Source organism: Burkholderia sp. DN3021 (assembly GCF_049805555.1).
Classification (GTDB): Bacteria; Pseudomonadota; Gammaproteobacteria; order Burkholderiales; family Burkholderiaceae; genus Burkholderia; species Burkholderia pyrrocinia_C.
Window position 1 is genome coordinate 23,160 of record NZ_JBNCAB010000042.1, and the last position, 24,591, is coordinate 47,750.

Here is a 24,591-nt window from a genome sequence, read left to right on the forward strand (position 1 = left end):
CCGGGCGCTCGGCCGCTCAGACGCTCGCTGTCTGGCGGATTTCCTGCAGCAGGTAGCCGAAACCGCGCACCGTGACGATTTCGACGCGGCACTGCTCGAGTTTCTTGCGCACGCGGTGCACATAGACTTCGATCGCGGTATCGCCGAGATCGCCGCCGAAATGCGTGAGGTGATCCTGCAACTGGGCCTTGCTGACGACGCGGCCGTGACGCAGCAGCAGCATCTCGAGCACCGCGAATTCGCGCGGTGACAGTTCGAGCGGCTTGTCGTCGTTGAAGATGCGGCGGTCGACGCCCGACAGGCGGACGCCGCCGAGCGACACTTCCGGACGCGGCATGTCGCTGTGCGGGCCGCTGCGGCGCATCACCGCGCGGATGCGCGCTTCGAGCTCGGCCGGCTCGAACGGCTTGAGCATGTAGTCGTCGGCGCCCGAGTTCAGGCCCTGGATCCGGTCGTTCAGCTCGTCGCGTGCGGTCAGCACGATCACGGGTGTGTGGCGGTTGGTCTGGCGGAAGCGCGTGAGCAGCGTCATTCCGTCGATGCCCGGCAGGCCGAGATCGAGGATCACGAGTTCGTGGCGGTTTTGTGCCAGCGCCTGTTCGGCAAAAATGCCGTCATGCACCATGTCGACGGTGAAGCCAGCCTGCTCGAGGCTGCTCTGGATACCGCGTGCGATGGGGCGGTCGTCTTCGATCAGAAGGAGTCGCATGAAGTTCGCTCAAGTACAATGGGTTGGCGGTTCAGGCACGCGGACAGCACGAAGCCGTTTCCACAGGGGCGCCGCATCGCGTGACATCAAGCATGGCGGCCAGCGAACGATTAAATCCAATCATGTCCGATATTTCGATCAACGACCTTGAAGCCGCGATCAATTTCTGGCGCGCCCGCTCGCCGTCGAGCGGCGACGAACTCAAGCTCTGCGAAGAGGCCAGCGCGCTCTCCAAGCCGTATGCGCTGCTGATTGTACAGCGCGAAAGCGCGCTGCAACTGGAAGGTTTGGACCCCAAGGCGCGGAAAGCATACGAGACTTACGTGCGGCTTAAGGATGGCTTGGAAAGCTGAAGGCTTTCGCTGACTACATCCTAGAAAACGTTCAGCGAAATGAAAAGTTGACGCCCGCGCGCCGAAAGACGCGCGGCGGCAGAGGAAGGGCTCAGGCGGCCGGTTGCGCGTGCGCGCCGGCGCGGTCGACGAACAGCGCGAGTTCGATGTCGCGTTCGGTCAGGCCGTCGGCGTCGTGGGTCGACAGCGTGATGTCGACGCGGTTGTACACGTTGAACCATTCAGGATGGTGGTTCATTTCCTGCGCCTTGATCGCGACGCGCGTCATGAAGCCGAACGCTTCGTTGAAATCGGCGAAGCGCAGGCTGCGCTGGATCGCGTCGCGGCCCGGCACGGCCGTCCAGAGCGGCAGGCCTTCGAGCCGGGTCTTGCGTTCTTCTGATGTGAGCTTGTGGATCATCTTGCACCTCTCGTTCGGTAACGGCGCTCGTGCGCGGCTGCGCCGCGCGGCGCAGCCGGCACCGGTCATTGTTTCATAGTTGTGGGACGGCCATCCGGGGACGGCCATCCGGGGACGGGCATCCGGGGACGGGCATCCGGGGACGGGCATCCGGGGACGGCCATCCGGCATCCGGCGCGCGCTGGCGCGTTACGCGTCGGCGTCGTCGGGCCAGCCTTCGCCCGTGCCGCGATGCAGCACGCGGTCGGTATCGAGCACCGCGCCGGCCGCGAATTCGGGCAGCGCCGCGAGCCGGTCGGCCAGCGCGCGGCCGTCGACGTCGGCGAGCGCGAACAGCTGCGCGAAATCGTCGATCACGAAGTAGGTCTTCTGGAACGTGTCGATCCGGTATTTCGTGCGCATCACGCGTTCGAGGTCGAAGCCGAGCCGGTTCGGCGCCGCGCTTTCGAGGCTGTACAGGCTCTCGCCCTTGCTCGACACGATCCCGGCGCCGTAGATCGACAGCCCGTTCGTGCCGCGCGGGTCGCGGATCAGCCCGAATTCAACTGTATACCAGTAGAGGCGAGCGAGCCGCGCAAGCGCCGCTTCGTCGTCGGCGACCGCGAGCGCGGTGCGGCCGTACGCCTGCATGTAATCGGCGAACACCGGGTCGATCAGCAGCGGCACATGGCCGAACAGGTCGTGGAAGCAGTCGGGTTCCTGCAGGTAGTCGAGCTGGTCGGGACGGCGCATCCACCAGGTGACCGGAAAACGCCGGTTCGCGAGATGCCCGAAGAACACGCGGTCTGGCACGAGGCCCGGCACGGCGACGATCTCCCAGCCCGTCGCGGGCTTCAACTGGCGGTTCACGTCCGCGAACGACGGTACGCGATCGGCCGGCAGGTCGATCTTGCCGAGCCCCGCGACGAACGCGTCGCAGGCGCGCCCGCGCAGCAGCGCCGACTGGCGTGCATAGAGCTGCTTCCACACCGCATGGTCGACCTGGCCGTAGCGTTCGAGCGGCTGGTCGATGGTGAAATCTGCGCGGGTTTCGAGGCCCGCGTCGAACTGCTCCTGCAGTTTCGCGGTGACGACGGTGGACATGATCAGGCTCTGCACGCTGTGGTTGGGTACCATGCAAGTGTAGAGCGGCCTGCGCGCGGAATGGGCGCAAAGTTGGCGTTGATTTGCCTCGTGATGCGATAATCTCGCATCAAATCACGAATCAATGCGGAGAATGCTCATGCTGGAACTTGATCACTTCGATCTCGCGCTGCTGGACGTGCTGCAGCGCTTCGGTCGCGCGACGCATCAGCAGCTCGGCGAGGAGGTGCCGCTGTCGCCGTCGCAGATCGGCAGGCGGCTGCAGCGGCTCGAGGCGGCCGGCGTGATCGAAGGCTACCGCGTGATGCTGCGGCCCGAAAAGCTCGGGCTCGGTGTCACCGCGTTCACGAGCCTGAAGCTCAAGCACCACGGCGATTCGATCATCGAGCAGTTCCAGCAGCAGATCGACGTGCTGCCGGAAGTGCTCGAATGCCATGCGGTGGTGGGCGATGCCGACTACCTGCTGCGGATCGTCGCGCCCGACCTGAACGCGCTGTCGCAGTTCGTGATGAAGAAGCTGATGCGCGTGCCGGGCGTCGACAGCGTGCGCTCGAACATCGTGCTGACGACCTTCAAGCGCAACGGCGCGCTGCCGCTCGCCCACCTGGCGCCCGGCGCCGCGTGACGCGGTGGCCAGAGCAAGCCTGCTATCAGCGGGAACCGGCCCCAGGCGGCGCGTGCCGCACCGTCGCCGGCGGGGCCGGATCAGGCCGCTTCGTGCGGCGTGTCGGCGTTCAGCAGGTCGACGTACGCGACCGCGACCAGATCGTCCTGCGACACGCCGAGCTTCGTGAACACGTCGTGCGCTTCGGCTTCGCCGCCGGCTTCGTCGTCGTCGGGGCCGAGCACGACTTCCAGTTCGATGAAGTCGCCGAGGCCGTCGACGCGGTCGAGGTGGATGCGCGTGCGGCCCGCGAGGTACACGTGCCGTTCTTTCGTCACGATCCCGCGCGTGGTCAGCGCGGTCGCGAGCAGCGCGTGCATCGCGTCGGGATTCGTCACGGGGCTGCGCGTGTAGTACGACGCCTTCGGGCCGTCGCGGTCGTCGCGCTGGTAGAAGATCAGTTCGGCCGGCGTGCCGTCCTCGAAGCGGCGCAGCTTCAGCCGGCCGCGCGGCACGTCATAGAAGAAATCCTGCTGGCGGTAGAACAACGGTGCTTCGGCCGCGAGCGTCGCCGCGCGTTCGCGCAGCTGGTCGAATTCGCGGGCGCGGGCTTTGATCTCGATGTTGCGGGCCATGCGGGTCTCCTTCAATCGGGGTCTCGCGGTGTGCGAACGCTCAATCTAGCAAAAAGGCGGGGACGGCGGCGTGACGGCGGGCAGGGGGCGGCGAGATGACGCGTGTTGCGCGCGACGCCGGCGCCCGGCGTGTGGCGGCCGCGCCTTCATCAGCATCGCTCATATCGCCCACTGGGCTTCGATCAGCCGCAGCGCGGCCGCGATCGCCGGCTCGTCGCGCCGCTCGGCGAGCGTCACGAACGTCAGTTCGGTCGGCACCGTCACGCGTTCGACGATCGTCAGCGCGTGCGCGTGCGCTTCGGCCAGCGCGGTCGAGTCGCGCGCGAGCGTCAACCCGATGCCCGATTTGACGAGGTCGAGCATCGACTGCTCCTGGTCGACCTCGGCGACCTTCACGGGCTGCGCGCCGGCTTCCGCAAAGCGCCGCGACAGCAGCCGGTGATGCGCGGACGCCGGCGGCGTCCAGATCCACGGTAGCGCGGCGAGCGCGCGCCAGTCGTGCGCGCGCTGCACGCGCTCCTTCCAGCCGGCCGGCGCGAGCACGCGGTACTGGAAATGCGTGAGCGTGACGGTGTGGAACAGCGTGCCGTCGAGCTGATCGTCCTCGCCCGGCCGGCCGATGTAGTAGCCGACGTCGAGCGCCTGTGCGCGCACCTGTTCGATCACCCAGCCCGACATCCCGTGCCGCAGCGCGGTTTCGATCTGCGGATGGGTCTCGACCAGCGCGCGCAGGAAGCCGCCGAGCCGCAGGAAGCCCGGATCGAGGATCGTGCCGATCCGCAGCCGGCCGCGCACCTCGTGCCGCAGCGCAGCAGCGGCGCGCTGCACGTCGGCGGCCGCGGCGAGCGCGCGTTCCGCGTGCGGCAGCAGCGTCTGGCCGTCGCGCGTGAGCGCGAGCCCGCGCGACGTGCGCGTGAACAGCGTGACGCCGAGCGTTTCCTGCAGATGCTTGATCTGCAGGCTGACGGCCGGCTGCGTCAGGTGCAGTTGCGCGGCGGCGCGCGTCAGGTTGCCTTCGCGCGCGACCGTCGCAAACGCGCGGAGCAGGGTGAGATCCATCGTCGTGATATGAGCGCTGCTTATAACGCAGTTCAGCATAACTCATTGGATCGGCGGCCGGCAGCCGGAGTACGCTTCATCGGTCGTGTCGCCCGGCGCGTTCCGGTGGAATCGGGCGGGGAGTATGGCCGGGCAGGCGGGCGCTGCTGCAGACACCCGCCGTGACGCACTATGCTGGAAATGATGCGCGGCATCGCAGCGCGCGGCGCACAACAACGAGATTTGCATGGGACCGGCGTAAGCGCTAAAGCACGAACTCAGGTCGACCGCCGTGGGGATGGAGTAAGCGCTGAAGCGCTAACTCCATCCAGCCACGCCATGGGATCAGAGTAAGCGCTGAAGCGCTAACTCTGATCGACAGGAGACAAGCAGTGACTACTCAACGCACGCTCGAAGGCGAATTCGACTACGTGATCGTCGGCGCGGGCACCGCGGGTTGCGTGCTCGCGAACCGCCTGACCGAGGATCCCGACATCCACGTGCTGCTGCTCGAAGCGGGCGGCAAGGACGACTATCACTGGATCCATATCCCGGTCGGATATCTGTATTGCATCGGCAACCCGCGCACCGACTGGCTGTACAAGACGCAGCCCGAAGCGGCGCTCAACGGCCGCGCGCTGTCGTATCCGCGCGGCCGCGTGCTCGGCGGCTGCTCGTCGATCAACGGGATGATCTACATGCGCGGCCAGCGCGAGGATTACGACAGCTGGGCGCAGGAAACCGGCGATGCGGGCTGGTCGTGGGACAGCGTGCTGCCGATCTTCAAGCGCAGCGAGGATCACCATGCGGGCGCGAGCGACGCGCACGGCGCGGGCGGCTACTGGCGCGTCGAGAAGCAGCGGCTGCGCTGGGAGATCCTCGAATCGTTCGCGCAGGCCGCGCAGCAGACGGGCATCCCTGCGACCGACGATTTCAACCGCGGCGACAATTCCGGGGTCGGCTATTTCGAGGTGAACCAGAAGCGCGGCGTGCGCTGGAATACGTCGAAGGCGTTCCTGCGGCCCGCGATGGTGCGCCCGAACCTGACCGTGATCACCGGCGCGCAGGCGCAGCGCGTGATCTTCGAAGGGCGGCGCGCGGTCGGCGTCGAGTATCACGGAGGTGGCACCGGTTATGTCGCGCGGGCGCGTGCGGAAGTGCTGCTGACGTCCGGCGCCGTGAATTCGCCGCAACTGCTCGAACTGTCGGGTATAGGCTGTGGCCGGCGGCTGCAGGCGCTCGGCATCGACGTCGTGCAGGATCTGCCGGGCGTCGGCGAAAACCTGCAGGATCACCTGCAATTGCGGATGGCGTTTCGCGTCGAAGGCGTGCGCACGCTCAACACGCTGTCCGCGCACTGGTGGGGCAAGCTGATGATCGGCGCCGAATATGCGTTGCTGCAGCGCGGGCCGATGTCGATGGCGCCGTCGCAGCTCGGCGCGTTCGCGAAATCCGATCCCGAAGATCTCGCACTCACGCACCCCGATCTCGAATACCACGTGCAGCCGCTGTCGCTCGAACGCTTCGGCGAACCGCTGCACAGCTTCAACGCGTTCACGGCGTCCGTCTGCCATCTGCGGCCGACGTCGCGCGGCAGCGTGCATGTCACGAGCGCCGATCCGGGCATCGCGCCCGCGATCGCGCCGAACTATCTGTCGACCGACCACGATCGCCATGTCGCCGCGAACGCGCTGCGCCTCACGCGCCGGATCGCGTCCGCGCCGGCGCTTGCGCGCTATCGTCCCGAGGAAATCCTGCCGGGCACACGGTATCGGACCGAGGCAGAACTGATCGAAGCGGCCGGCGCCGTCGGCACGACGATCTTCCATCCCGTCGGCACCTGCCGGATGGGTCGTGCCGACGATGAGCGCGCGGTGGTCGACAGCCGGCTGCGCGTGCGCGGCATCGCGGGGCTGCGGATCGTCGATGCATCGGTGATGCCGTTCATTACGTCGGGCAACACCAATTCGCCGACGCTGATGATCGCCGAGCGTGCGAGCGACATGATTCGTGCCGATCGCCGCGCGGCGCGCGACGCGACGCCGATGCGAACGGAGGCCACGGTGACGGCCGCATGACGGCACGCTGACACGCGCGACAGCGGGCCGTCATGCGGGCGCCTGCTGATTCGATATGCGAAACAAGCTGCCGTGCCGTTGCAGCGGCCATGCCGGTTGCGGCGGTTCGAACGGCAAGATCCATGCGAGCCGCGCTGTTTTTTTTAATTGCACGCGAGCCGCGCCGTGCGGGCGGTCAACGGTCGATGATGCACGTGTCAAAAAAGCGTGGCGAAAAACCGTGCATGGCCGCATGCGGCATCGCGGCCAGCCCTATAAGTGCAAATCCCGATGATTGCACTGCACCAACGGCGCGACAATGTTGCGCAATGTGCATACGCGTCGGCGCGGGAGACCACCCTCGAGGCGTACCACGGCGCCCGGGGGCAGCCGGCTGATCCGCTGACCTGTTCGCGGCCGCTTGCGCCACGCTTCCCGGTGCTTCGCCTGACTTCGTACGGAAGGGAACATGATTCTCGGCGACACGATTCTGGAAACACGCGGACTGACGAAGGAATTCAGGGGTTTCACCGCCGTGAACGGCGTCAACCTGCGTGTGCGGCGCGGCGCGATTCATGCGCTGATCGGGCCGAACGGCGCGGGCAAGACGACCTGCTTCAACCTCCTCACCAAGTTCCTGACACCGACGGCCGGCCAGATCGTCTTCAACGGGATCGACATCACCGACGAGCGGCCTGCGCAGGTGGCACGGCGCGGCATCATCCGCTCGTTCCAGATCTCGGCCGTGTTCCCGCACCTGACCGCGCTGCAGAACGTGCGCATCGGCCTGCAGCGCGCGCTCGGCACCGAATTTCACTTCTGGCGCAGCGAACGCACGCTGAAGCGGCTCGACGATCGCGCGATGGATCTCCTCACGCAGGTCGGCCTCACCGATTTCGCGCACGTGCCGACCGTCGAACTCGCGTACGGCCGCAAGCGTGCGCTCGAGATCGCGACGACGCTCGCGATGGAGCCCGAACTGATGCTGCTCGACGAGCCCACGCAAGGGATGGGCCACGAGGACGTCGACCGCGTGACCGCGCTGATCAAGAAGGTCGCGAGCGGCCGCACGATCCTGATGGTCGAGCACAACATGAACGTGATCGCGGGCATTTCCGACACGATCACCGTCCTGCAACGCGGCGAGGTGCTGGCCGAAGGCTCGTATGCGGAAGTGTCGAAGAATCCGCTCGTCATCGAGGCCTACATGGGCAGCGCCGATGCGGCGCTCGCGGGGGCGCACGCATGAAGCACAGCGAACGGGAGGAACGCGAATTGAGCGGCGTCGAGAGCGCTACGCCCGCGCTGGAGATCACGGGCCTGGAGGCCTGGTACGGGGAATCCCACATATTGCACGGTGTCGACCTGACGGTGCATCGCGGCGAGGTCGTCACGCTGCTCGGCCGCAACGGCGCGGGCCGCACGACGACGCTGCGCGCGATCATGGGCCTCACGGGGCGCCGCAACGGGTCGATCAAGGTCGCGGGCAACGAGACGATCGGCCTCGCGACGCACCGCATTGCGCATTTCGGCATCGGCTACTGCCCGGAGGAGCGTGGAATCTTCTCGAGCCTGTCGTGCGAGGAGAACCTGATGCTGCCGCCGCCGATCGGGTCGCGCGAGCATGCGATGTCGCTCGACGAGATCTACGCGATGTTCCCGAACCTCGCGTCGCGCCGGCAGAGCCAGGGCACGCGGCTGTCCGGCGGCGAGCAGCAGATGCTCGCGGTCGCGCGGATCCTGCGCACCGGCGCGAACCTGCTGCTGCTCGACGAGATTTCCGAAGGCCTCGCGCCGGTGATCGTGCAGGCGCTCGCGCGGATGATCGTCGCGTTGAAGGCGCGCGGCTACACGATCGTGATGGTCGAACAGAATTTCCGCTTCGCCGCGCCGCTTGCCGACCGCTTCTACGTGATGGAGCACGGCCGCATCGTCGAGCATTTCCGCGCGGCCGAACTGGAAAGCAAGATGCCGACGCTGCACGACCTGCTCGGGGTGTGACGCCGCCCCGTTTCCCTTGCCGCTAGCCGTGGCGGCCCTCGAACAACCACAACGCATCAGAACAACAGGAGACGTCAATGAAAATGAAGACCCTCGCACACGCCTGTCTCGCGCTCGCGACCGCCGCACTCACCGCCGGCGCCGCGCATGCCGCGGATACCGTGAAGATCGGCTTCATCACCGACATGTCGGGGCTTTACGCGGACATCGACGGGCAGGGCGGCCTCGAGGCGATCCGCATGGCGGTCGCCGACTTCGGCGGCAAGGTACTCGGCAAGCCGATCGAGGTCGTCTATGCCGATCACCAGAACAAGGCCGACATCGCCGCATCGAAGGCACGTGAATGGATGGACCGCGGCGGGCTCGACCTGCTGGTCGGCGGCACGAACTCGGCCACCGCGCTGTCGATGAACCAGGTCGCGGCCGAGAAGAAGAAGGTCTACATCAACATCGGCGCGGGCGCCGACACGCTGACCAACGAGCAGTGCACGCCGTACACGGTCCACTACGCGTACGACACGATGGCGCTCGCGAAGGGCACCGGTTCGGCGGTGGTGAAGCAGGGCGGCAAGTCGTGGTTCTTCCTGACCGCCGACTACGCGTTCGGCAAGGCGCTCGAGAAGAACACGTCGGATGTCGTGAAGGCGAACGGCGGCCAGGTGCTCGGCTACGTGCGGCACCCGCTGTCGGCGTCGGACTTCTCGTCGTTCCTGCTGCAGGCGCAGTCGTCGAAGGCGCAGATCCTCGGCCTCGCGAACGCGGGCGGCGACACGATCAACGCGATCAAGGCCGCGAAGGAATTCGGCATCACGAAGACGATGAAGCTCGCCGCGCTGCTGATGTTCATCAACGACGTGCACAGCCTCGGCCTCGAGACGACGCAGGGCCTCGTGCTGACCGACAGCTGGTACTGGAACCGCGATGCGGCATCGCGCCAGTGGGCGCAGCGCTACTTCGGCAAGATGAAGAAGATGCCGTCGAGCCTGCAGGCGGCCGACTATTCGTCGGTGACGACCTACCTGAAGGCCGTGCAGGCAGCCGGCACGACCGACTCCGACAAGGTGATGGCCGAGCTGAAGAAGGCGAAGGTCAACGACTTCTACGCGAAGGGCTATATCCGCGCGGACGGCAGCATGATCCACGACATGTACCTGATGGAGGTGAAGAAGCCGTCCGAATCGAAGGAGCCGTGGGACTACTACAAGGTGCTCGCGACGATTCCGGGCGAACAGGCGTTCACGACCAAGCAGGAAACGCGCTGCGCGATGTGGAAATAAGCGCGACGTAGCGGCGCGCAGGGGCGCGCCGCGCGATGGCGGCTGCAGCGATGTGCCCGCTGCGCCGCCCGCGTGTGCAATGCAGAAAGGTTGCGCACGCAACGAAACTCATTCTGACGGCTAAGTCGATGGAAATCTTTGGCATTCCGTTGCCGGCGATGCTGAGCCAGTTGCTGCTCGGGCTCGTCAACGGCTCGTTCTACGCGATCCTGAGCCTCGGGCTCGCGGTGATCTTCGGGCTGCTCAACGTGATCAACTTCGCGCACGGCGCGCTGTTCATGCTGGGCGCGATGCTCGCGTGGATGGGGCTGTCGTATCTCGGGCTGCCGTACTGGGCGATGCTCGTGCTGGCGCCGCTGGTCGTCGGCGCGTTCGGGATCGCGATCGAGCGCTCGATGCTGCGCTGGCTGTACAAGCTCGATCACCTGTACGGGCTGTTGCTGACGTTCGGCCTGACGCTGGTCGTCGAGGGCGTGTTCCGCTCGATCTACGGCGCGTCGGGCCAGCCGTACGACGTGCCGTCGCAGCTTTCCGGCGCGACCAACCTCGGCTTCATGTTCCTGCCGAACTACCGCGCGTGGGTCGTCGTCGCGTCGCTTGCGGTGTGTCTCGCGACGTGGTTCGTGATCGAGAAGACGCGCCTGGGCGCGTATCTGCGCGCGGGCACCGAGAACCCGAAGCTCGTCGAGGCGTTCGGCGTGAACGTGCCGATGATGATCACGCTCACCTACGGCTTCGGCGTCGCGCTCGCCGCGTTCGCGGGCGTGCTGGCCGCGCCGGTGATCCAGGTGTCGCCGCTGATGGGCCAGCCGATGATCATCACCGTGTTCGCGGTGGTCGTGATCGGCGGGATGGGCTCGATCCTCGGCTCGATCGTCACGGGCCTGATGCTCGGCGTGATCGAGGGTTTCACGCGCGTGTTCTATCCCGAAGCGTCGGCCACCGTCGTGTTCGTGATCATGGCGATCGTGCTGCTGTTCCGCCCGGCGGGCCTCTTCGGCAAGGAAAAATGATGCAGAGAAAAGTGCTCTACGGCGTGCTGCTCGCCGCACTGCTCGTCGCGCCGTTCATCGGCGCGTATCCGGTCTTCGTGATGAAGGTGCTCACGTTCGCGCTGTTCGCGGCCGCGTTCAACCTGCTGATCGGCTATACGGGGCTGCTGTCGTTCGGCCATGCGATGTTCCTCGCGACCGCCGGCTACGCGACCGGCTATTCGATGCAGACGCTCGGTTTCACGCCGGAGCTCGGCGTGCTCGTCGGCACCGTCGCCGCGACGCTGCTCGGGCTCGTCGTCGGGTTGTTCGCGATCCGCCGGCAGGGCATCTACTTCGCGATGATCACGCTCGCGTTCGCGCAGATGGTCTACTTCATCTACCTGCAGGCGCCGTTCACGCACGGCGAGGACGGCCTGCAGGGCGTGCCGCGCGGCCACCTGTTCGGGTTGCTCGACCTGTCGAACGACGTCGCGCTGTACTACGTCGTGCTGGCGGTGGTCGTCGTCGCGTGCGCGTTTATCGTGCGGGTCGTCCATTCGCCGTTCGGGCAGGTGCTCGTCGCGATCAAGGAGAACGAGGCGCGCGCGATCTCGCTCGGCTACGACACCGACCGCTTCAAGCTGCTCGCGTTCATCCTGTCGGCCGGGCTCGCGGGGCTGGCCGGCTCGCTGAAGGTGCTCGTGCTCGGCTTCGAGACGCTCTCCGATGCGCACTGGACGATGTCGGGCCTCGTCGTGCTGATGACGCTCGTCGGCGGGATGGGCACGCTGTTCGGGCCGTTGCTTGGCGCGGCGCTGATCGTCGCTTTGGAAGACCGGCTGGGCGACATCGGCGAATGGCTCGCGTCGACGACGGGCGTCGCGTGGTTCCATTCGCTCGGCGAATCGACGACGATCGTCACCGGGCTGATCTTCATCGCGTGCGTGCTCGCGTTCCGGCGCGGCATCGTCGGCGAGATGGTCGCGCGGATCAAGCCGCTCAGGGCGTCCTGAGCGCATGTCGCGCGCGTCGCGGCACGTTGATGCGAAGCACCATCCGGCGCGCTCCGGAACGGCGTCGCAGCGGGCTCGAGACGGTGCCGCGCGGCAGGCTGGTGCCCCATTTTCGTGCGGCGATGCACCATAGGGGTAAATGCTAAGTTGCCGTGGTGCTTAAGCCTCTTTAAGATTCATTTCAGTTCTGATGCACCGCGAAACGAATTTGCAGGTGGAGAACGAGGAGACAATCGAGGCACAAAGTGCCCGGACCCCAAAGCGCTGTTGGACGGAATCCAACAGCGCTTTTTCATTTGCGTGCACGGATTTCCACCGATGGTGCATCGGCCTGCGCAATTGCCGTATTCCGCGCTTGCGTTCGCACCGCGTCTTTTCCGCGCTTCGCCGTGTCCCCCGTTTTTCCCTTTCCCGCAATCCGGTCGTAGATGGCGCGTTGCGATGCGCAGGCCGTCCGGGCTTACCCGGTTGGCGTGCGCGAAACGCGTCCGTTACACTTGGCTTTCGCCGACCGTGCGGTCGGGAAAATCGGTCGGCAGTTCTCCTACAAGCACAATGCAGAAGAGGGAGTACGGTTGGATGAGCAGCGCAGGACGATGGATCGGGGTAGAAAGGGCGGCTGGCGCCGCTCGTTCGTCATTGGGTGCGCATCGGTACTTCCCGGCCTTTCCGAGCCGTCCTGCGGCCGGTACGCGCGTTCCTGCGCAATTCGCCGGCACGGCGCCTTCGCCGGTCGTTGCGCTCGCACCCGTTTCGGCATGAACCGCCGCTTTTCCGATCTTTCGCCGCCGCCGCGCGTGGCCGGGCCGAGCCCGGCCGGCGCACTTTCCGACGATCGTTGCGCGCGCATCGATCTCGCGCACGCTTCCGCATTTCTTCGCCTTCTTCATCCTGACGACACTGGTGCTGCGCATCGTGACGGTCGAACAAACGTGTCGGCCGCGATGTACGCGCATGCGCCGCGCCGTCGGGATCCTGTCGCGGTGGCGGCGTTTCACGGGAAAACGAGCGTAGGCGCGGCAAGACGAGATAGTTAAATTATTAACTTGTTTGGGAAACGGGAGCCGCCCGAGCGACCCGCGGATTTTTCGAGCAGCGTTTGGAGACAACATAAATGAAGATGAATCGATGGATGGAGGCCGTGCTTGCCGCGGGCCTCGTGTGCGCGGCGGCCACGGCGTCGGCGCAGGTGAAGATCGGCGTGACGCTGTCGGCCACCGGGCCGGCCGCTTCGCTCGGGATTCCGGAAAAGAACACGATCGCGCTGCTGCCGAAGGAAATCGCGGGCAAGAGCGTGCAGTACATCGTGCTCGACGATGCGTCCGACACGAGCCGCGCGGTGCAGAACGTGCGCAAGCTGATCGACGAAGACCACGTCGACGCGATCATCGGTTCGTCCGTCACGCCGAATTCGCTCGCGATGCTCGACCCCGTGTCGCAGGGCAAGACGCCGACGATCTCGCTCGCGGCGAGCGCGCAGATCATCGCGCCGATGGACGCAAAGCGCGCGTGGATGTTCAAGGTGCCGCAGAACGACCAGCTGATGGCCGACGCGATCGCAGGCTACATGGCGAAGCACGGCGTGAAGACGGTCGGCTTCATCGGCTTCGCCGATGCGTACGGCGACAGCTGGTACAAGACGTTCAGCGCGGCGGCCGAGAAGAACGGCCTCAAGATCGTGTCGAACGAGCGCTTCAACCGCACCGATGCATCGGTGATGGGGCAGGTGCTGAAGCTGATGGGCTCGAATCCGGACGCGATGCTGATCGCCGGCTCCGGCACGCCGGCCGCGCTACCGGCCAAGACGCTGAAGGAGCGCGGCTACAAGGGCAAGGTGTACCAGACGCACGGCGTCGCGAACAACGACTTCCTGCGCGTGTGCGGCAAGGATTGCGAAGGCGAGATCCTGCCGGCCGGTCCGGTGCTCGTGACCGACCAGCTCCCGGATTCGAACCCGGTGAAAAAGCCGGCGCTCGGCTACAAGGCTGCATACGAGAAGGCCTATGGTGCGGGCTCGCTGGCGACGTTCGGCGGCCATGCGTGGGATGCGGGGCTGCTGCTGCAGCGCGCGATTCCGGAAGCGCTGAAGAAGGGCCAGCCGGGCAGCGAGGCATTCCGCGAGGCGCTGCGCGCGTCGCTCGAAAGCGTGAAGGACCTGCCGGTGTCGCACGGCGTGATCAACATGACGTCGACTGATCACAACGGCTTCGACACGCGTGCGCGCGTGATGGTGCAGATCGTCGACGGCAAGTGGAAGCTGCAGGCCGAGTAAGCATCACGTGAAACCGGCGTGCGCGGCGCGAACCGCGCCGTGCACGCCGTCGGCAGGGCGCCGGGCCTGACGGGCCGCGCCCGTGCCGCATGGAACCACCGGGGTTCGCCGCGTGGCGCGCTGACGTGCCGATCTTGCCGTCCGTGCAACCGGCCGTTCCCGTCGCCGTTTTTCCGCAGCATTCTCGATACAAGACACGTATGGATCTCTCGATTGCGGCGATCCTCGCGCAAGACGGCATCACGACCGGCGCCATTTATGCATTGCTGTCGCTGGCGCTCGTGCTGGTGTTTTCCGTTACGCGGGTGATCTTCATTCCCCAGGGCGAATTCGTCGCCTACGGTGCGCTGACGCTTGCGGCGTTGCAGGCGCAGAAATTCCCCGCCACCTGCTGGCTGCTGTTCGTGATGGGCATCGCGTGCTTCCTGCTCGAAGTCGGCGGCCTGATCCGGCATCGCGAACGCCGCCATCAGCTCGGCCGCACGCTCGCGACGCTCGGCAGCCGCTACATCCTGCTGCCGCTCGCGGTGTTCGCGATCACGCGCAGTTTTGCCGCGCAGCCGATGCCGATGCTCGCGCAGATCGCGCTGACACTCGCGATCGTCGTGCCGATGGGGCCGTTCGTCTACCGGCTCGTGTACCAGCCGATCGCCGAGGGCACGACGCTGCTGCTGCTGATCGTGTCGGTCGCCGTCCATTTCGCGATGGTCGGCCTCGGGCTCGTGATGTTCGGCGCGGAAGGCTCGCGCACCAACGGATTCTCGGACGCGTCGCTGTCGATCGGCAACATGACGGTGTCGGTGCAGAGCATCCTCGTCGTCGTCACGGCACTCGTGCTGATCGGTGCGCTCTACGTGTACTTCGGCCGCACGATCGCAGGCAAGGCGCTGCGCGCGACGTCGGTGAACCGGCTCGGCGCGCAGCTCGTCGGCATCGGCACGACCGAAGCAGGGCGGCTCGCGTTCACGTTCGCGGCGGGGCTCGGCGTGCTGTCCGGGATCCTCGTTGGCCCGCTGACGACGATCTACTACGACTCGGGCTTCCTGATCGGCCTGAAGGGCTTCGTCGGCGCGATCATCGGCGGGCTTGTCAGCTATCCGCTCGCGGCCGCCGGCTCGCTGCTCGTCGGCGTGCTCGAATCGTATTCGTCGTTCTGGGCGAGCGCATACAAGGAGGTGATCGTGTTCACGTTGATCATTCCGGTGCTGCTGTGGCGCAGCTTCGTGACGCCGCACTCGGAAGAGGAAGAGGAGTGACGCGATGAAGACGATGGTACGCAACAAGACCTTCTGGGGGTTTCTCGTGGTGCTGTTCGCGCTGCCGGTGCTGCCCGGCGCGCTGCAGGTGCCGGAGTACTGGATCACGCTGCTGAACTACATCGGCCTCTATGCGATCGTCGCGATCGGACTCGTGCTGCTGACGGGCGTCGGCGGGATGACGAGCTTCGGGCAGGCCGCGTTCGTCGGCATCGGCGCGTATGCGACCGCGTTCCTGACGACGCGGTACGGCGTATCGCCGTGGCTCGCGCTGATCGTCGGCGTCGTGCTGACGGCGCTCGTCGCGCTCGTGCTCGGCGCGGTCACGATGCGGCTGTCCGGGCACTTCCTGCCGCTCGGCACGATCGCGTGGGGTCTCGCGCTGTTCTACCTGTTCGGCAACCTCGAACTGCTCGGCAAGTACGACGGGATCAACGGGATTCCGGCGCTGAACCTGTTCGGCATCGCCCTCGACAGCGGCCGCAGCCTGTATTTCCTGATCTGGGCCGTCGTGCTGGCCGCGATCGTGTCGGTGCAGAACCTGCTGAACAGCCGGCCGGGCCGTGCGATCCGCGCGCTGCGCGGCGGCGGCGTGATGGCCGAGGCGATGGGCGTGAACACCGCGTGGATGCGCGTTGTGATCTTCGTCTATGCGGCCGTGCTCGCAGCCGTGTCGGGTTTCCTGTACGCGCACCTGCAACGCGCGGTGAACCCGACCCCGTTCGGCCTGAACCACGGGATCGAATTCCTGTTCATGGCCGTGGTCGGCGGCGTGTCGCATGTCTGGGGCGCGGTACTCGGCGCGGCAATCCTCACCGTACTGCAGGACTATTTGCAGACGCTGCTGCCGAAGCTGCTCGGCTCCGAAGGCAACTTCGAGATCATCGTGTTCGGCGTGCTGATGGTGCTGCTGCTGCAGTACGCGCGCCAGGGCGTTTGGCCATTCGTCGCGAGGCTGTTCCCGCGCGGGCCGCGCGCGCATGTGCCCGAGCATGCCGATCCGTTGCCGCAGCGCGCGAAGCCCGCGACCGGCGAGCCGCTGCTTGTCGTCGACAACGCACGCAAGCAGTTCGGCGGGCTCGTGGCCGTCAACGACGTCAGCTTCGACGTGAAAGCAGGGCAGATCATCGGGCTGATCGGCCCGAACGGCGCCGGCAAGTCGACCACGTTCAACCTCGTGACGGGCGTGCTGAAGCCGACAGGCGGTGCGATCACGTTCCGCGGCGAGCGCATCGACGGGCTCACGTCGCGCCAGATCGTCCGGCGCGGCATCGGTCGCACGTTCCAGCACGTGAAGCTGCTGCCGGCGATGACGGTGCTCGAGAACGTCGCGATCGGCGCGCATCTGCGCGGCCATACGGGGGTCTGGCGCAGCGTCGCGCGGCTCAATGCACACGAGGAAGCGCAGTTGCTGGCCGAAGCTGCGCGCCAGATCCGTCGCGTCGGGCTTGAAAAGCACATGTACGACGAAGCAGGCAGCCTCGCGCTCGGCCAGCAGCGGATTCTCGAGATCGCGCGCGCACTGTGCTGCGACCCGACGCTGCTGCTGCTCGACGAGCCGGCCGCCGGGCTGCGTTACCAGGAGAAGCAGCAGCTCGCCGACCTGCTGCGGCGGTTGAAGGCGGAAGGCATGAGTGTGTTGCTCGTGGAGCATGACATGGACTTCGTAATGAACCTCACCGACCGGCTGGTGGTGATGGAATTCGGCACGCGGATCGCGGAAGGTCTGCCGCAGGACGTGCAGCAGGATCCGGCGGTGCTCGAAGCGTATCTGGGCGGGGTGGAGTGATGACGGACACGACGATGCCGATTCTCGACGTGCGCGGGCTGGCAGTCCGGTACGGGAAAGTGGAGGCGCTGCACGGCGCGGCGATCAAGGTTGGTGCCGGGCAGATCGTCAGCGTGATCGGCCCGAATGGGGCAGGCAAATCAACGCTGCTGAACGCGATCATGGGCGCGCTGCCGGTGACCGGGCATGCGTCGGGCGCGGTCGTGTATCGCGGCAACGACGTCGGCGCGTTGCCGGTCGAGCAGCGTGTCGCGCGCGGGATGTGCCTCGTACCGGAAAAGCGCGAGCTGTTCAGCACGATGACGGTCGAGGACAACCTCGTGCTGGGCGCGTATCGGCGCAAGCAGGCCGGTGAATTGAACTTTCTCGACCAGCTCGATCACGTGTTCGCGCTGTTTCCGCGGCTGAAGGAGCGCCGCAAACAGGCGGCCGGCACGCTGTCAGGCGGCGAGCGGCAGATGCTCGCGGTCGGCCGCGCACTGATGGGCAAGCCCGACCTGCTGATGCTCGACGAGCCGAGCCTTGGGCTCGCGCCGCTGATCGTGAAGGAGATCTTTCATATCATCAGTGCGTTGCGCGGTACGGGCGTTGCAACGCTGCTGATCGAGCAGAACGCACGGGCCGCGTTGCAGATCTCCGACTACGGTTATGTGCTGGAGACGGGCGAGTTTGCGCTGGAAGGGCCGGCGGCCGAACTTGCGCAGAATCCGCGCGTGATCGAAACGTACCTCGGGTTGGCGAAGAAGACGGCTTGATAGTCGCGGCGGTTGGCGGGAAACGGACGGCGTGTTTCACGTGAAACACGCCGTTTTTGTTTGTGGGGTTGGAGCAATGTCTCGATGGCCGGTGGTTCGCGGCCAGCGGATAAGTATCCGGGGAATAGTCGGAAGTTCTGTGTGGCGGCGGTGGGTAACGCGTCCACAGAGCGGGTGACGATCCAGTGTCTCGCTCGGGAGTGGGTGGCCGCGTGTTCCACAGGCTGGATTCCTGGTGCATGGATCTCTGCACAGGCTGACGATGTGCCGAATCTCGGGGATAAGTGCCGGACCAACAACAGGGAAGTCGGTGAGGAGGCGGGGGCACAGGATCTGGCGCCAAGGCTGTCGTGCCGGCCACAGGAATCGATGTCGGTCTGTCCTCTGCGGGCTATTTCCCCGCTGCTCTGTTTTTTGCACAGCCACGACGATATGCGTCATCCCGGCCGGGAGCCTTGCTGGAGAAGGCGCGACCCCACGAATTCATTCATCCGCAGTCGAAAAAATGACGAAATGAACGGACCCTACCATTCGGACGGCCTTCGAGTGAAAAGCGAACCCGCTATAATTCGGCCCATACATTTCTCTGATAGGTTCGTGCGCAGCCCTGCGTACGGAATCCACCATGCTTTTTCCCACAGAATTTGACGTCATCGTCGTCGGTGGCGGTCACGCCGGCACGGAAGCGGCGCTGGCGTCCGCCCGAATGGGCGCGAAGACGCTGCTGCTGACCCACAACATCGAAACGCTCGGGCAGATGAGCTGCAATCCGTCGATCGGCGGCATTGGCAAGGGCCATCTGGTCAAGGAAGTCGACGCGCTGGGCGGCGCGATGGCCGCCGCGACGGACGAGAGCGGTATTCAGTTCCGGATCCTCAATTCGTCGAAGGGCCCGGCCGTGCGTGCGACGCGTGCGCAGGCCGACCGCATCCTGTATAAGGCCGCGATCCGCCACCGGCTCGAGAACCAGCCGAACCTGTGGCTGTTCCAGCAGGCCGTCGACGACCTGATGGTCGAAGGCGACCGCGTGGTGGGCGCCGTCACGCAAATCGGCATCCGCTTCCGTGCTCGCGCAGTCGTGCTGACGGCCGGTACGTTCCTCGACGGCAAGATCCACGTCGGCCTGAACAACTACACGGGCGGTCGTGCGGGCGATCCGGCGGCCGTGTCGCTGTCGTCGCGCCTGAAGGAGCTGAAGCTGCCGCAGGGCCGCCTGAAGACCGGTACGCCGCCGCGTATCGACGGCCGAACGATCGACTTCTCGAAGCTGGACGAGCAGCCGGGCGACCTCGATCCGATCCCCGTGTTCTCGTTCCTGGGCCGTGCAGAGCAGCATCCGCAGCAGTTGCCGTGCTGGGTCACGCATACGAACGAGCGCACGCACGACATCATTCGCGGCGGTCTCGACCGTTCGCCTATGTATACAGGCGTGATCGAAGGCGTCGGGCCGCGTTATTGCCCGTCGATCGAGGACAAGATCCACCGGTTTGCATCGAAGGAATCGCACCAGATCTTCCTCGAGCCGGAAGGGCTGACGACCAACGAGTTCTACCCGAACGGAATCTCGACAAGCCTGCCGTTCGACGTCCAGCTCGAGCTCGTGCATTCGATGCGCGGCCTCGAGAACGCGCATATCCTGCGCCCCGGCTACGCGATCGAGTACGACTACTTCGACCCGCGCGCGCTGAAGGCATCGCTCGAGACGAAGGCGATCAACGGGCTGTTCTTTGCGGGCCAGATCAACGGCACGACCGGCTATGAAGAAGCGGCCGCGCAAGGCCTGCTGGCCGGCCTCAATGCGGGCCGCTACGTGCAGGAGAAGGACGCATGGTGCCCACGCCGCGACCAGGCATACCTTGGCGTGCTCGTCGATGATCTCGTGACGCGCGGTGTGGCCGAGCCGTACCGGATGTTCACGAGTCGCGCCGAATATCGCTTGAGCCTGCGTGAAGACAACGCCGATATGCGCTTGACCGAGATCGGCCGCGAACTGGGCCTCGTCGACGACGTGCGTTGGGACGCATTCAGCCGGAAACGCGACGCTGTTTCACGTGAAACCGAACGCCTGAAGTCGACGTGGGTCACGCCGAAGACGCTGCCGCCGGAAGAGGCGACCGCGCTGCTCGGCAAGGCGATCGATCACGAATACAGCCTCGCCGAGCTGCTGCGCCGTCCGGGCGTCAGCTACGACGGCGTGTGCGGCCTGAAGGGCGGCGAATGCGGCCCGGCCGAGCCGTTGACCGATGATTCGGTGCTGCTCGAACAGATCAAGGAGCAGGTCGAGATCGGCATCAAGTATCAAGGTTATATCGAGCGCCAGGCATCCGAGATCGAACGTAACGACGCGAACGAGAACACGCGTCTGCCGGACGGTATCGATTACCGCGAAGTTCGTGGCCTGTCGTTCGAGGTGAGCCAGAAGCTCAACGAGTTCCGGCCGGAAACGATCGGGCAGGCGTCGCGCATTTCGGGCGTCACGCCGGCGGCGATCTCGCTGCTGATGGTGCACCTGAAGCGCCGCGGCCTGGGCCGCCGTAATGGCACTGCCGCTGAGGCAACGGAGCAGGGGGTCGGCGCCGTCCCGACGCAACAATGACGGCGCGTCGCGCGCCGGCGGTTAATCGGGATGTACTGGAAGGGATGCTCGTCGACGGCACGACGGCGCTCGACCTCACACTGACGGATGCACAACGCAACCAGTTGCTCGACTATGTCGCGCTGCTCGGCAAGTGGAACGCGGTCTACAACCTGACCGCGATCCGCGACCCGAAGCAGATGCTGATCCAGCACATCCTCGATTCACTTTCGATCGTCCCGCATCTGCGTGGCCGTGCGTCGGCCCGCGTGCTCGACGTCGGCTCGGGCGGCGGGTTGCCCGGGATCGTGCTGGCGATCGTCGAGCCGGACTGGCAGGTCACACTGAACGATATCGTGCAGAAGAAGTCGGCATTCCAGACGCAGATGCGCGCGGAGCTGAAGCTCGCGAACCTGTCGGTGGTCACCGGGCGAGTCGAATCGCTGCAGCCGGGCGTCGAAGTGCCGGAAAAATTCGACATGATCGTATCCCGCGCCTTCGCTGATCTGTCCGACTTCGTTAAACTTGCTCGACATCTGGTTGCGCCGGGCGGATCGATCTGGGCAATGAAGGGCGTACACCCGGACGACGAGATTGCACGGTTGCCGGAAGGCAGCCGTGTGAAGCAGACGATGCGGCTGACGGTGCCGATGCTCGATGCTGAGCGGCATCTGATCGAAGTGGCTGTCGACGAAGCGAAATGAAGGCGCGCGGTACGCGCCGTTTGTTTGAAGGTAAAGGGAACACACCAACGATGGCAAAGATCTTCTGCGTTGCGAACCAGAAGGGGGGCGTCGGCAAGACGACGACATCGGTCAATCTCGCCGCAAGCCTTGCAGCGCAGGAGCAACGAGTCCTGCTGATCGATCTCGACCCGCAGGGCAACGCGACGATGGGCAGCGGGATCGACAAGGCCGCGTGCGAATCGACCGTGTACGAAGTGCTGGTCGACGGCGTGTCGGTGACCGATGCGCGCGTGCGTCCGGAAGGCGTCACCTACGACGTGCTGCCCGCGAACCGCGAGCTGTCCGGTGCCGAGATCGAACTGATCAGCATCGACAATCGCGAGCGCCGGCTGAAGGTCGCGCTCGAGCACGTGGCCGACGACTACGACTTCGTGTTGATCGATTGCCCGCCGACGCTGTCGCTGCTGACGCTGAACGGGCTGTGCGCGGCGCATGGCGTCGTGATCCCGATGCAGTGCGAATACTTCGCGCTGGAAGGGTTGTCGGACCTCGTCAATACGATCAAGCAGGTTCACGCAAACATGAACCGCGACCTGAAGATCATCGGCTTGCTGCGCGTGATGTTCGATCCGCGCATCACGCTGCAGCAGCAAGTCTCCGATCAACTGAAAGCGCACTTCGGCGACAAGGTGTTCGACGCGGTGATTCCGCGCAACGTGCGCCTGGCGGAAGCGCCGAGTTACGGGCTGCCGGGCGTCGTGTTCGACCGCAACTCGCGTGGCGCGCAGGCGTATATCCAGTTCGGTGCCGAGATGATCGAACGCGTTCGCGCGTTCGAGGTGTCGTGATCCGGACATGAGCGAAGCGAGGAAGAAAGACATGAACGCGGTACCAAAGAAGAAGGGCTTGGGACGTGGCCTCGAAGCGCTGCTCGGCGGCAGCGCCGATATCACCGAAGCGGTGAAGATCGAAGGCGCACCGAACACGCTCGCGCTCGGCAAGCTGCAGGCCGGCAAGTACCAGCCGCGGACGCGAATGGACGAAGGCAGCCTGCAGGAGCTCGCGGCAAGCATTCGCGCGCAGGGGGTGATGCAGCCGATCCTGGTGCGGCCCATTTCATCAGACAAATACGAGATCATCGCGGGCGAGCGGCGTTTCCGCGCGGCGCGCCTGGCAGGCCTCGACGAAGTGCCGGTGCTCGTGAAGGATGTGTCCGATCAGGCCGCCGCGGCGATGGCGCTGATCGAGAACATCCAGCGCGAGGATCTGAACCCGCTTGAAGAGGCGCACGGCATCCAGCGCCTGCTCGACGAGTTCGGTTTCACGCATGAACAGGCGGCCGAATCGGTCGGCCGTTCGCGCAGCGCGGTGTCGAACCTGCTGCGCCTGCTGAACCTCGCCTCGCCGGTGCAGACGATGCTGCTGGCCGGCGATCTCGACATGGGGCACGCGCGTGCGCTGCTCGCCGTCGATGCGGCAACGCAGATCACGCTCGCCCACCAGGTCGTCAACAAGCGCATGTCGGTGCGCGAAACCGAGAAGCTCGTCGCACATACGACGAAGGAAGCGCCGGCCGTGAAGGCGCGCGCGAAGGACGACGGCGGCCGCGACACGCGCCGTCTCGAGGAGGAGTTGTCTGACCTGCTCGCGTCGACGGTGAAGATCAAGCTCGGCCGCCGCGGTCGAGGGCAGGTGCTGATCGACTTCGGCAACCTCGATGCACTCGAGGGCATTCTCGCGCGGCTGCGCGGCAACGTAGCGACCGAAGAGTAACGCGTTGACGATGAAGGAGACGGGCGCACCGGCGCCGCACCGGTGGCTCGGATGGCTTGTGCAGGAGCCCGTGTTATCGGTGCTCGTGCTTGGCCTGCTCGTGCTGCAATGGGTGCGTCCGCAACCATTTTCCGTGCTCGCCGGTCGAGTCGACTGGCAGACGGTCGCGACGCTCGCGGGCCTGCTGATGCTGACCAAGGCGCTCGAGTTGTCCGGCTGCCTGATGTGGCTCGCGCACCGCATCGTGCATCACGTGCATTCCGAGCGCGGGCTCGCGATGTTGCTCGTCGTGTTCGCGGCAGCGCTGTCGATGTGGCTGACCAACGACGTCGCGCTGTTCGTCGTCGTGCCGTTAATGGTGTCGCTGCGTGCGCTGACGCCGCTGCCGTTCCGGCGGCTCGTGATCGTCGTCGCGCTGGCCGTCAATGCGGGGTCCGTCGCGACGCCGCTCGGCAATCCCCAGAATCTTTTCCTGTGGCAATTGAGCGGCATGTCGTTCGGCCGCTTCGTGGTCACGCTCGGGCCGCTCGCGATCGCGCTGATGGCGCTGCTGCTCGCGCTGACCGCATGCGCGTTTCGCGCGAAACCGCTCGACCTGTCCGGCGACGTCGTCGCATTGCCCGTGCAGCGCATGCACGCGCTGATTGCAGCGGTGCTGTTCGCGGCATTCGTGCTGCTCGCCGATGCGCACCATCCGCTGCCGGGTCTGGTTGCGGTCGCGATCATGCTGTTCGCCGTAAAACGTGACGCAGTCCTGAAGATCGACTGGCTGCTGCTGCTGATCTTCGTGCTGATGTTCGTGGTGCTGCGCAGCGCGGCTGCGCTGCCCGTCGTGCACGACGCGATTGCGCATGCGCGCCTCGATTCGCCGCTGCGCGTATTTGCGGCCGGCGCCGTCCTGTCGCAGGGGATCAGCAACGTGCCGGCCGCGATCCTGCTATCGGAATTCACGCACGACTGGCGCGCGCTCGCGTTCGGCGTATCGGTCGGCGGCTTCGGTTTCGCGATCGGTTCGCTCGCGAACCTGATCGCGGTGCGTCTCGCGAAGGAGCCGCGCATGTGGCTGCCGTTCCACCTGGTCTCGATTCCGTTCGCGCTCGTGAGCGCGGCACTCGGCGCGTGGCTGCTCGTGCGCGGTTGAGCGTTGCGGCACAGGTGTGCGGTTCGAGAGGCGGGGAGGGCGCACAGCGTTCGCGATGGTTGCGAGGCTGTTGATAAGTGCGGCGATTCACAGTCGATCGTCTGTGGTGGCGCGACAACTGGCTGGATGGTTCGATGCACCGGCATCCGATCGAATTGCGTGTATCGGGTGCGGCTGACTGGCCACAGTGTTTTGCTTGT

23 protein-coding genes are annotated in these 24,591 nt (G+C 65.8%); 17 read left to right on the forward strand and 6 right to left on the reverse strand.

Annotated elements, in window-relative coordinates; genetic code table 11:
- Positions 1-16 precede the first annotated feature (16 nt).
- Positions 17-709, reverse strand: coding sequence for a response regulator (locus ACPUER_RS20730; protein ID WP_006401494.1), 693 nt, complete (start codon positions 707-709; stop codon positions 17-19).
- Between the two features lie 122 nt (positions 710-831).
- On the opposite strand from ACPUER_RS20730, the gene ACPUER_RS20735 reads away from it, so the two are divergent.
- Positions 832-1,062, forward strand: a complete 231-nt coding sequence (locus ACPUER_RS20735; protein ID WP_034183818.1) for a DUF3717 domain-containing protein — start codon at positions 832-834, stop codon at positions 1,060-1,062.
- 91 nt (positions 1,063-1,153) lie between these two features.
- Here the strand turns inward: ACPUER_RS20735 and ACPUER_RS20740 are convergent, their stop codons facing one another.
- The gene (locus ACPUER_RS20740) at positions 1,154-1,531 is read right to left on the reverse strand and encodes a 4a-hydroxytetrahydrobiopterin dehydratase (RefSeq protein ID WP_310139223.1); all 378 of its coding nucleotides are present in this window, start codon (positions 1,529-1,531) and stop codon (positions 1,154-1,156) included.
- 120 nt (positions 1,532-1,651) lie between these two features.
- Positions 1,652-2,578, reverse strand: coding sequence for a phenylalanine 4-monooxygenase (gene phhA, locus ACPUER_RS20745; RefSeq protein ID WP_310139224.1), 927 nt, complete (start codon positions 2,576-2,578; stop codon positions 1,652-1,654).
- 106 nt (positions 2,579-2,684) lie between these two features.
- Here phhA and ACPUER_RS20750 point away from each other — a divergent pair, with 106 nt between their 5' ends.
- A complete protein-coding gene (locus ACPUER_RS20750; protein WP_006408082.1) occupies positions 2,685-3,170 on the forward strand; it encodes an Lrp/AsnC family transcriptional regulator in 486 nt (161 codons plus the stop codon).
- An 80-nt stretch (positions 3,171-3,250) separates the two neighbouring features.
- On the opposite strand, the gene ACPUER_RS20755 is transcribed toward ACPUER_RS20750, so the two are convergent.
- Positions 3,251-3,784: a class IV adenylate cyclase gene (locus ACPUER_RS20755; protein WP_072442643.1), complete on the reverse strand. Its 534-nt coding sequence runs from the start codon at positions 3,782-3,784 to the stop codon at positions 3,251-3,253.
- A 159-nt stretch (positions 3,785-3,943) separates the two neighbouring features.
- On the reverse strand, positions 3,944-4,843 hold the full coding sequence (locus ACPUER_RS20760; protein ID WP_425131998.1) for a LysR family transcriptional regulator: 900 nt from the start codon (positions 4,841-4,843) through the stop codon (positions 3,944-3,946).
- Between the two features lie 371 nt (positions 4,844-5,214).
- Between ACPUER_RS20760 and ACPUER_RS20765 the strand changes: the two genes are divergently transcribed.
- The 6 genes from ACPUER_RS20765 to ACPUER_RS20790 all read left to right on the forward strand — a co-directional run bounded on the left by ACPUER_RS20765 (position 5,215) and on the right by ACPUER_RS20790 (position 12,144).
- Positions 5,215-6,900 (forward strand): GMC family oxidoreductase, encoded by a 1,686-nt coding sequence (locus ACPUER_RS20765; RefSeq protein ID WP_425131999.1) that lies wholly within the window; start codon positions 5,215-5,217, stop codon positions 6,898-6,900.
- Between the two features lie 448 nt (positions 6,901-7,348).
- Positions 7,349-8,128, forward strand: a complete 780-nt coding sequence (locus ACPUER_RS20770) for an ABC transporter ATP-binding protein (RefSeq protein WP_006477266.1) — start codon at positions 7,349-7,351, stop codon at positions 8,126-8,128.
- Positions 8,125-8,880, forward strand: a complete 756-nt coding sequence (locus ACPUER_RS20775; protein ID WP_310139236.1) for an ABC transporter ATP-binding protein — start codon at positions 8,125-8,127, stop codon at positions 8,878-8,880. The genes ACPUER_RS20770 and ACPUER_RS20775 overlap by 4 nt, the downstream gene beginning before the upstream one ends.
- A gap of 77 nt (positions 8,881-8,957) precedes the next feature.
- A complete protein-coding gene (locus tag ACPUER_RS20780) occupies positions 8,958-10,157 on the forward strand; it encodes an ABC transporter substrate-binding protein (RefSeq protein ID WP_072442651.1) in 1,200 nt (399 codons plus the stop codon).
- A 128-nt stretch (positions 10,158-10,285) separates the two neighbouring features.
- A complete protein-coding gene (locus tag ACPUER_RS20785; RefSeq protein ID WP_034183825.1) occupies positions 10,286-11,170 on the forward strand; it encodes a branched-chain amino acid ABC transporter permease in 885 nt (294 codons plus the stop codon).
- Positions 11,170-12,144, forward strand: a complete 975-nt coding sequence (locus ACPUER_RS20790) for a branched-chain amino acid ABC transporter permease (RefSeq protein ID WP_072442717.1) — start codon at positions 11,170-11,172, stop codon at positions 12,142-12,144. Before ACPUER_RS20785 ends, ACPUER_RS20790 begins: the two co-directional genes overlap by 1 nt.
- Positions 12,145-12,635: 491 nt before the next feature.
- Here ACPUER_RS20790 and ACPUER_RS20795 read toward each other — a convergent pair whose 3' ends face one another.
- A complete protein-coding gene (locus tag ACPUER_RS20795) occupies positions 12,636-13,034 on the reverse strand; it encodes a hypothetical protein (protein WP_425132000.1) in 399 nt (132 codons plus the stop codon).
- A 224-nt stretch (positions 13,035-13,258) separates the two neighbouring features.
- On the opposite strand from ACPUER_RS20795, the gene ACPUER_RS20800 reads away from it, so the two are divergent.
- The 9 genes from ACPUER_RS20800 to ACPUER_RS20840 all read left to right on the forward strand — a co-directional run bounded on the left by ACPUER_RS20800 (position 13,259) and on the right by ACPUER_RS20840 (position 24,391).
- Positions 13,259-14,416, forward strand: a complete 1,158-nt coding sequence (locus ACPUER_RS20800; RefSeq protein ID WP_175962674.1) for an ABC transporter substrate-binding protein — start codon at positions 13,259-13,261, stop codon at positions 14,414-14,416.
- 200 nt (positions 14,417-14,616) lie between these two features.
- A complete protein-coding gene (locus ACPUER_RS20805) occupies positions 14,617-15,672 on the forward strand; it encodes a branched-chain amino acid ABC transporter permease (RefSeq protein ID WP_310139250.1) in 1,056 nt (351 codons plus the stop codon).
- 4 nt (positions 15,673-15,676) lie between these two features.
- On the forward strand, positions 15,677-17,461 hold the full coding sequence (locus tag ACPUER_RS20810) for an ABC transporter permease subunit (RefSeq protein ID WP_425132001.1): 1,785 nt from the start codon (positions 15,677-15,679) through the stop codon (positions 17,459-17,461).
- Complete coding sequence (locus ACPUER_RS20815) at positions 17,461-18,216, forward strand: ABC transporter ATP-binding protein (RefSeq protein WP_425132002.1); 756 nt, start codon at positions 17,461-17,463, stop codon at positions 18,214-18,216. The genes ACPUER_RS20810 and ACPUER_RS20815 overlap by 1 nt, the downstream gene beginning before the upstream one ends.
- 625 nt (positions 18,217-18,841) lie before the next feature.
- Complete coding sequence (gene mnmG, locus ACPUER_RS20820; protein ID WP_425132003.1) at positions 18,842-20,812, forward strand: tRNA uridine-5-carboxymethylaminomethyl(34) synthesis enzyme MnmG; 1,971 nt, start codon at positions 18,842-18,844, stop codon at positions 20,810-20,812.
- Entirely contained in the window at positions 20,809-21,495 is a 687-nt protein-coding gene (gene rsmG, locus ACPUER_RS20825; protein ID WP_175962678.1) for a 16S rRNA (guanine(527)-N(7))-methyltransferase RsmG, read from the forward strand. The genes mnmG and rsmG overlap by 4 nt, the downstream gene beginning before the upstream one ends.
- 50 nt (positions 21,496-21,545) lie before the next feature.
- Entirely contained in the window at positions 21,546-22,325 is a 780-nt protein-coding gene (locus ACPUER_RS20830; protein WP_175962679.1) for a ParA family protein, read from the forward strand.
- A 31-nt stretch (positions 22,326-22,356) separates the two neighbouring features.
- Entirely contained in the window at positions 22,357-23,250 is an 894-nt protein-coding gene (locus ACPUER_RS20835; protein ID WP_006482728.1) for a ParB/RepB/Spo0J family partition protein, read from the forward strand.
- Positions 23,251-23,260: 10 nt separating this feature from the next.
- A complete protein-coding gene (locus ACPUER_RS20840; RefSeq protein WP_425132008.1) occupies positions 23,261-24,391 on the forward strand; it encodes an SLC13 family permease in 1,131 nt (376 codons plus the stop codon).
- Positions 24,392-24,591 lie beyond the last annotated feature (200 nt).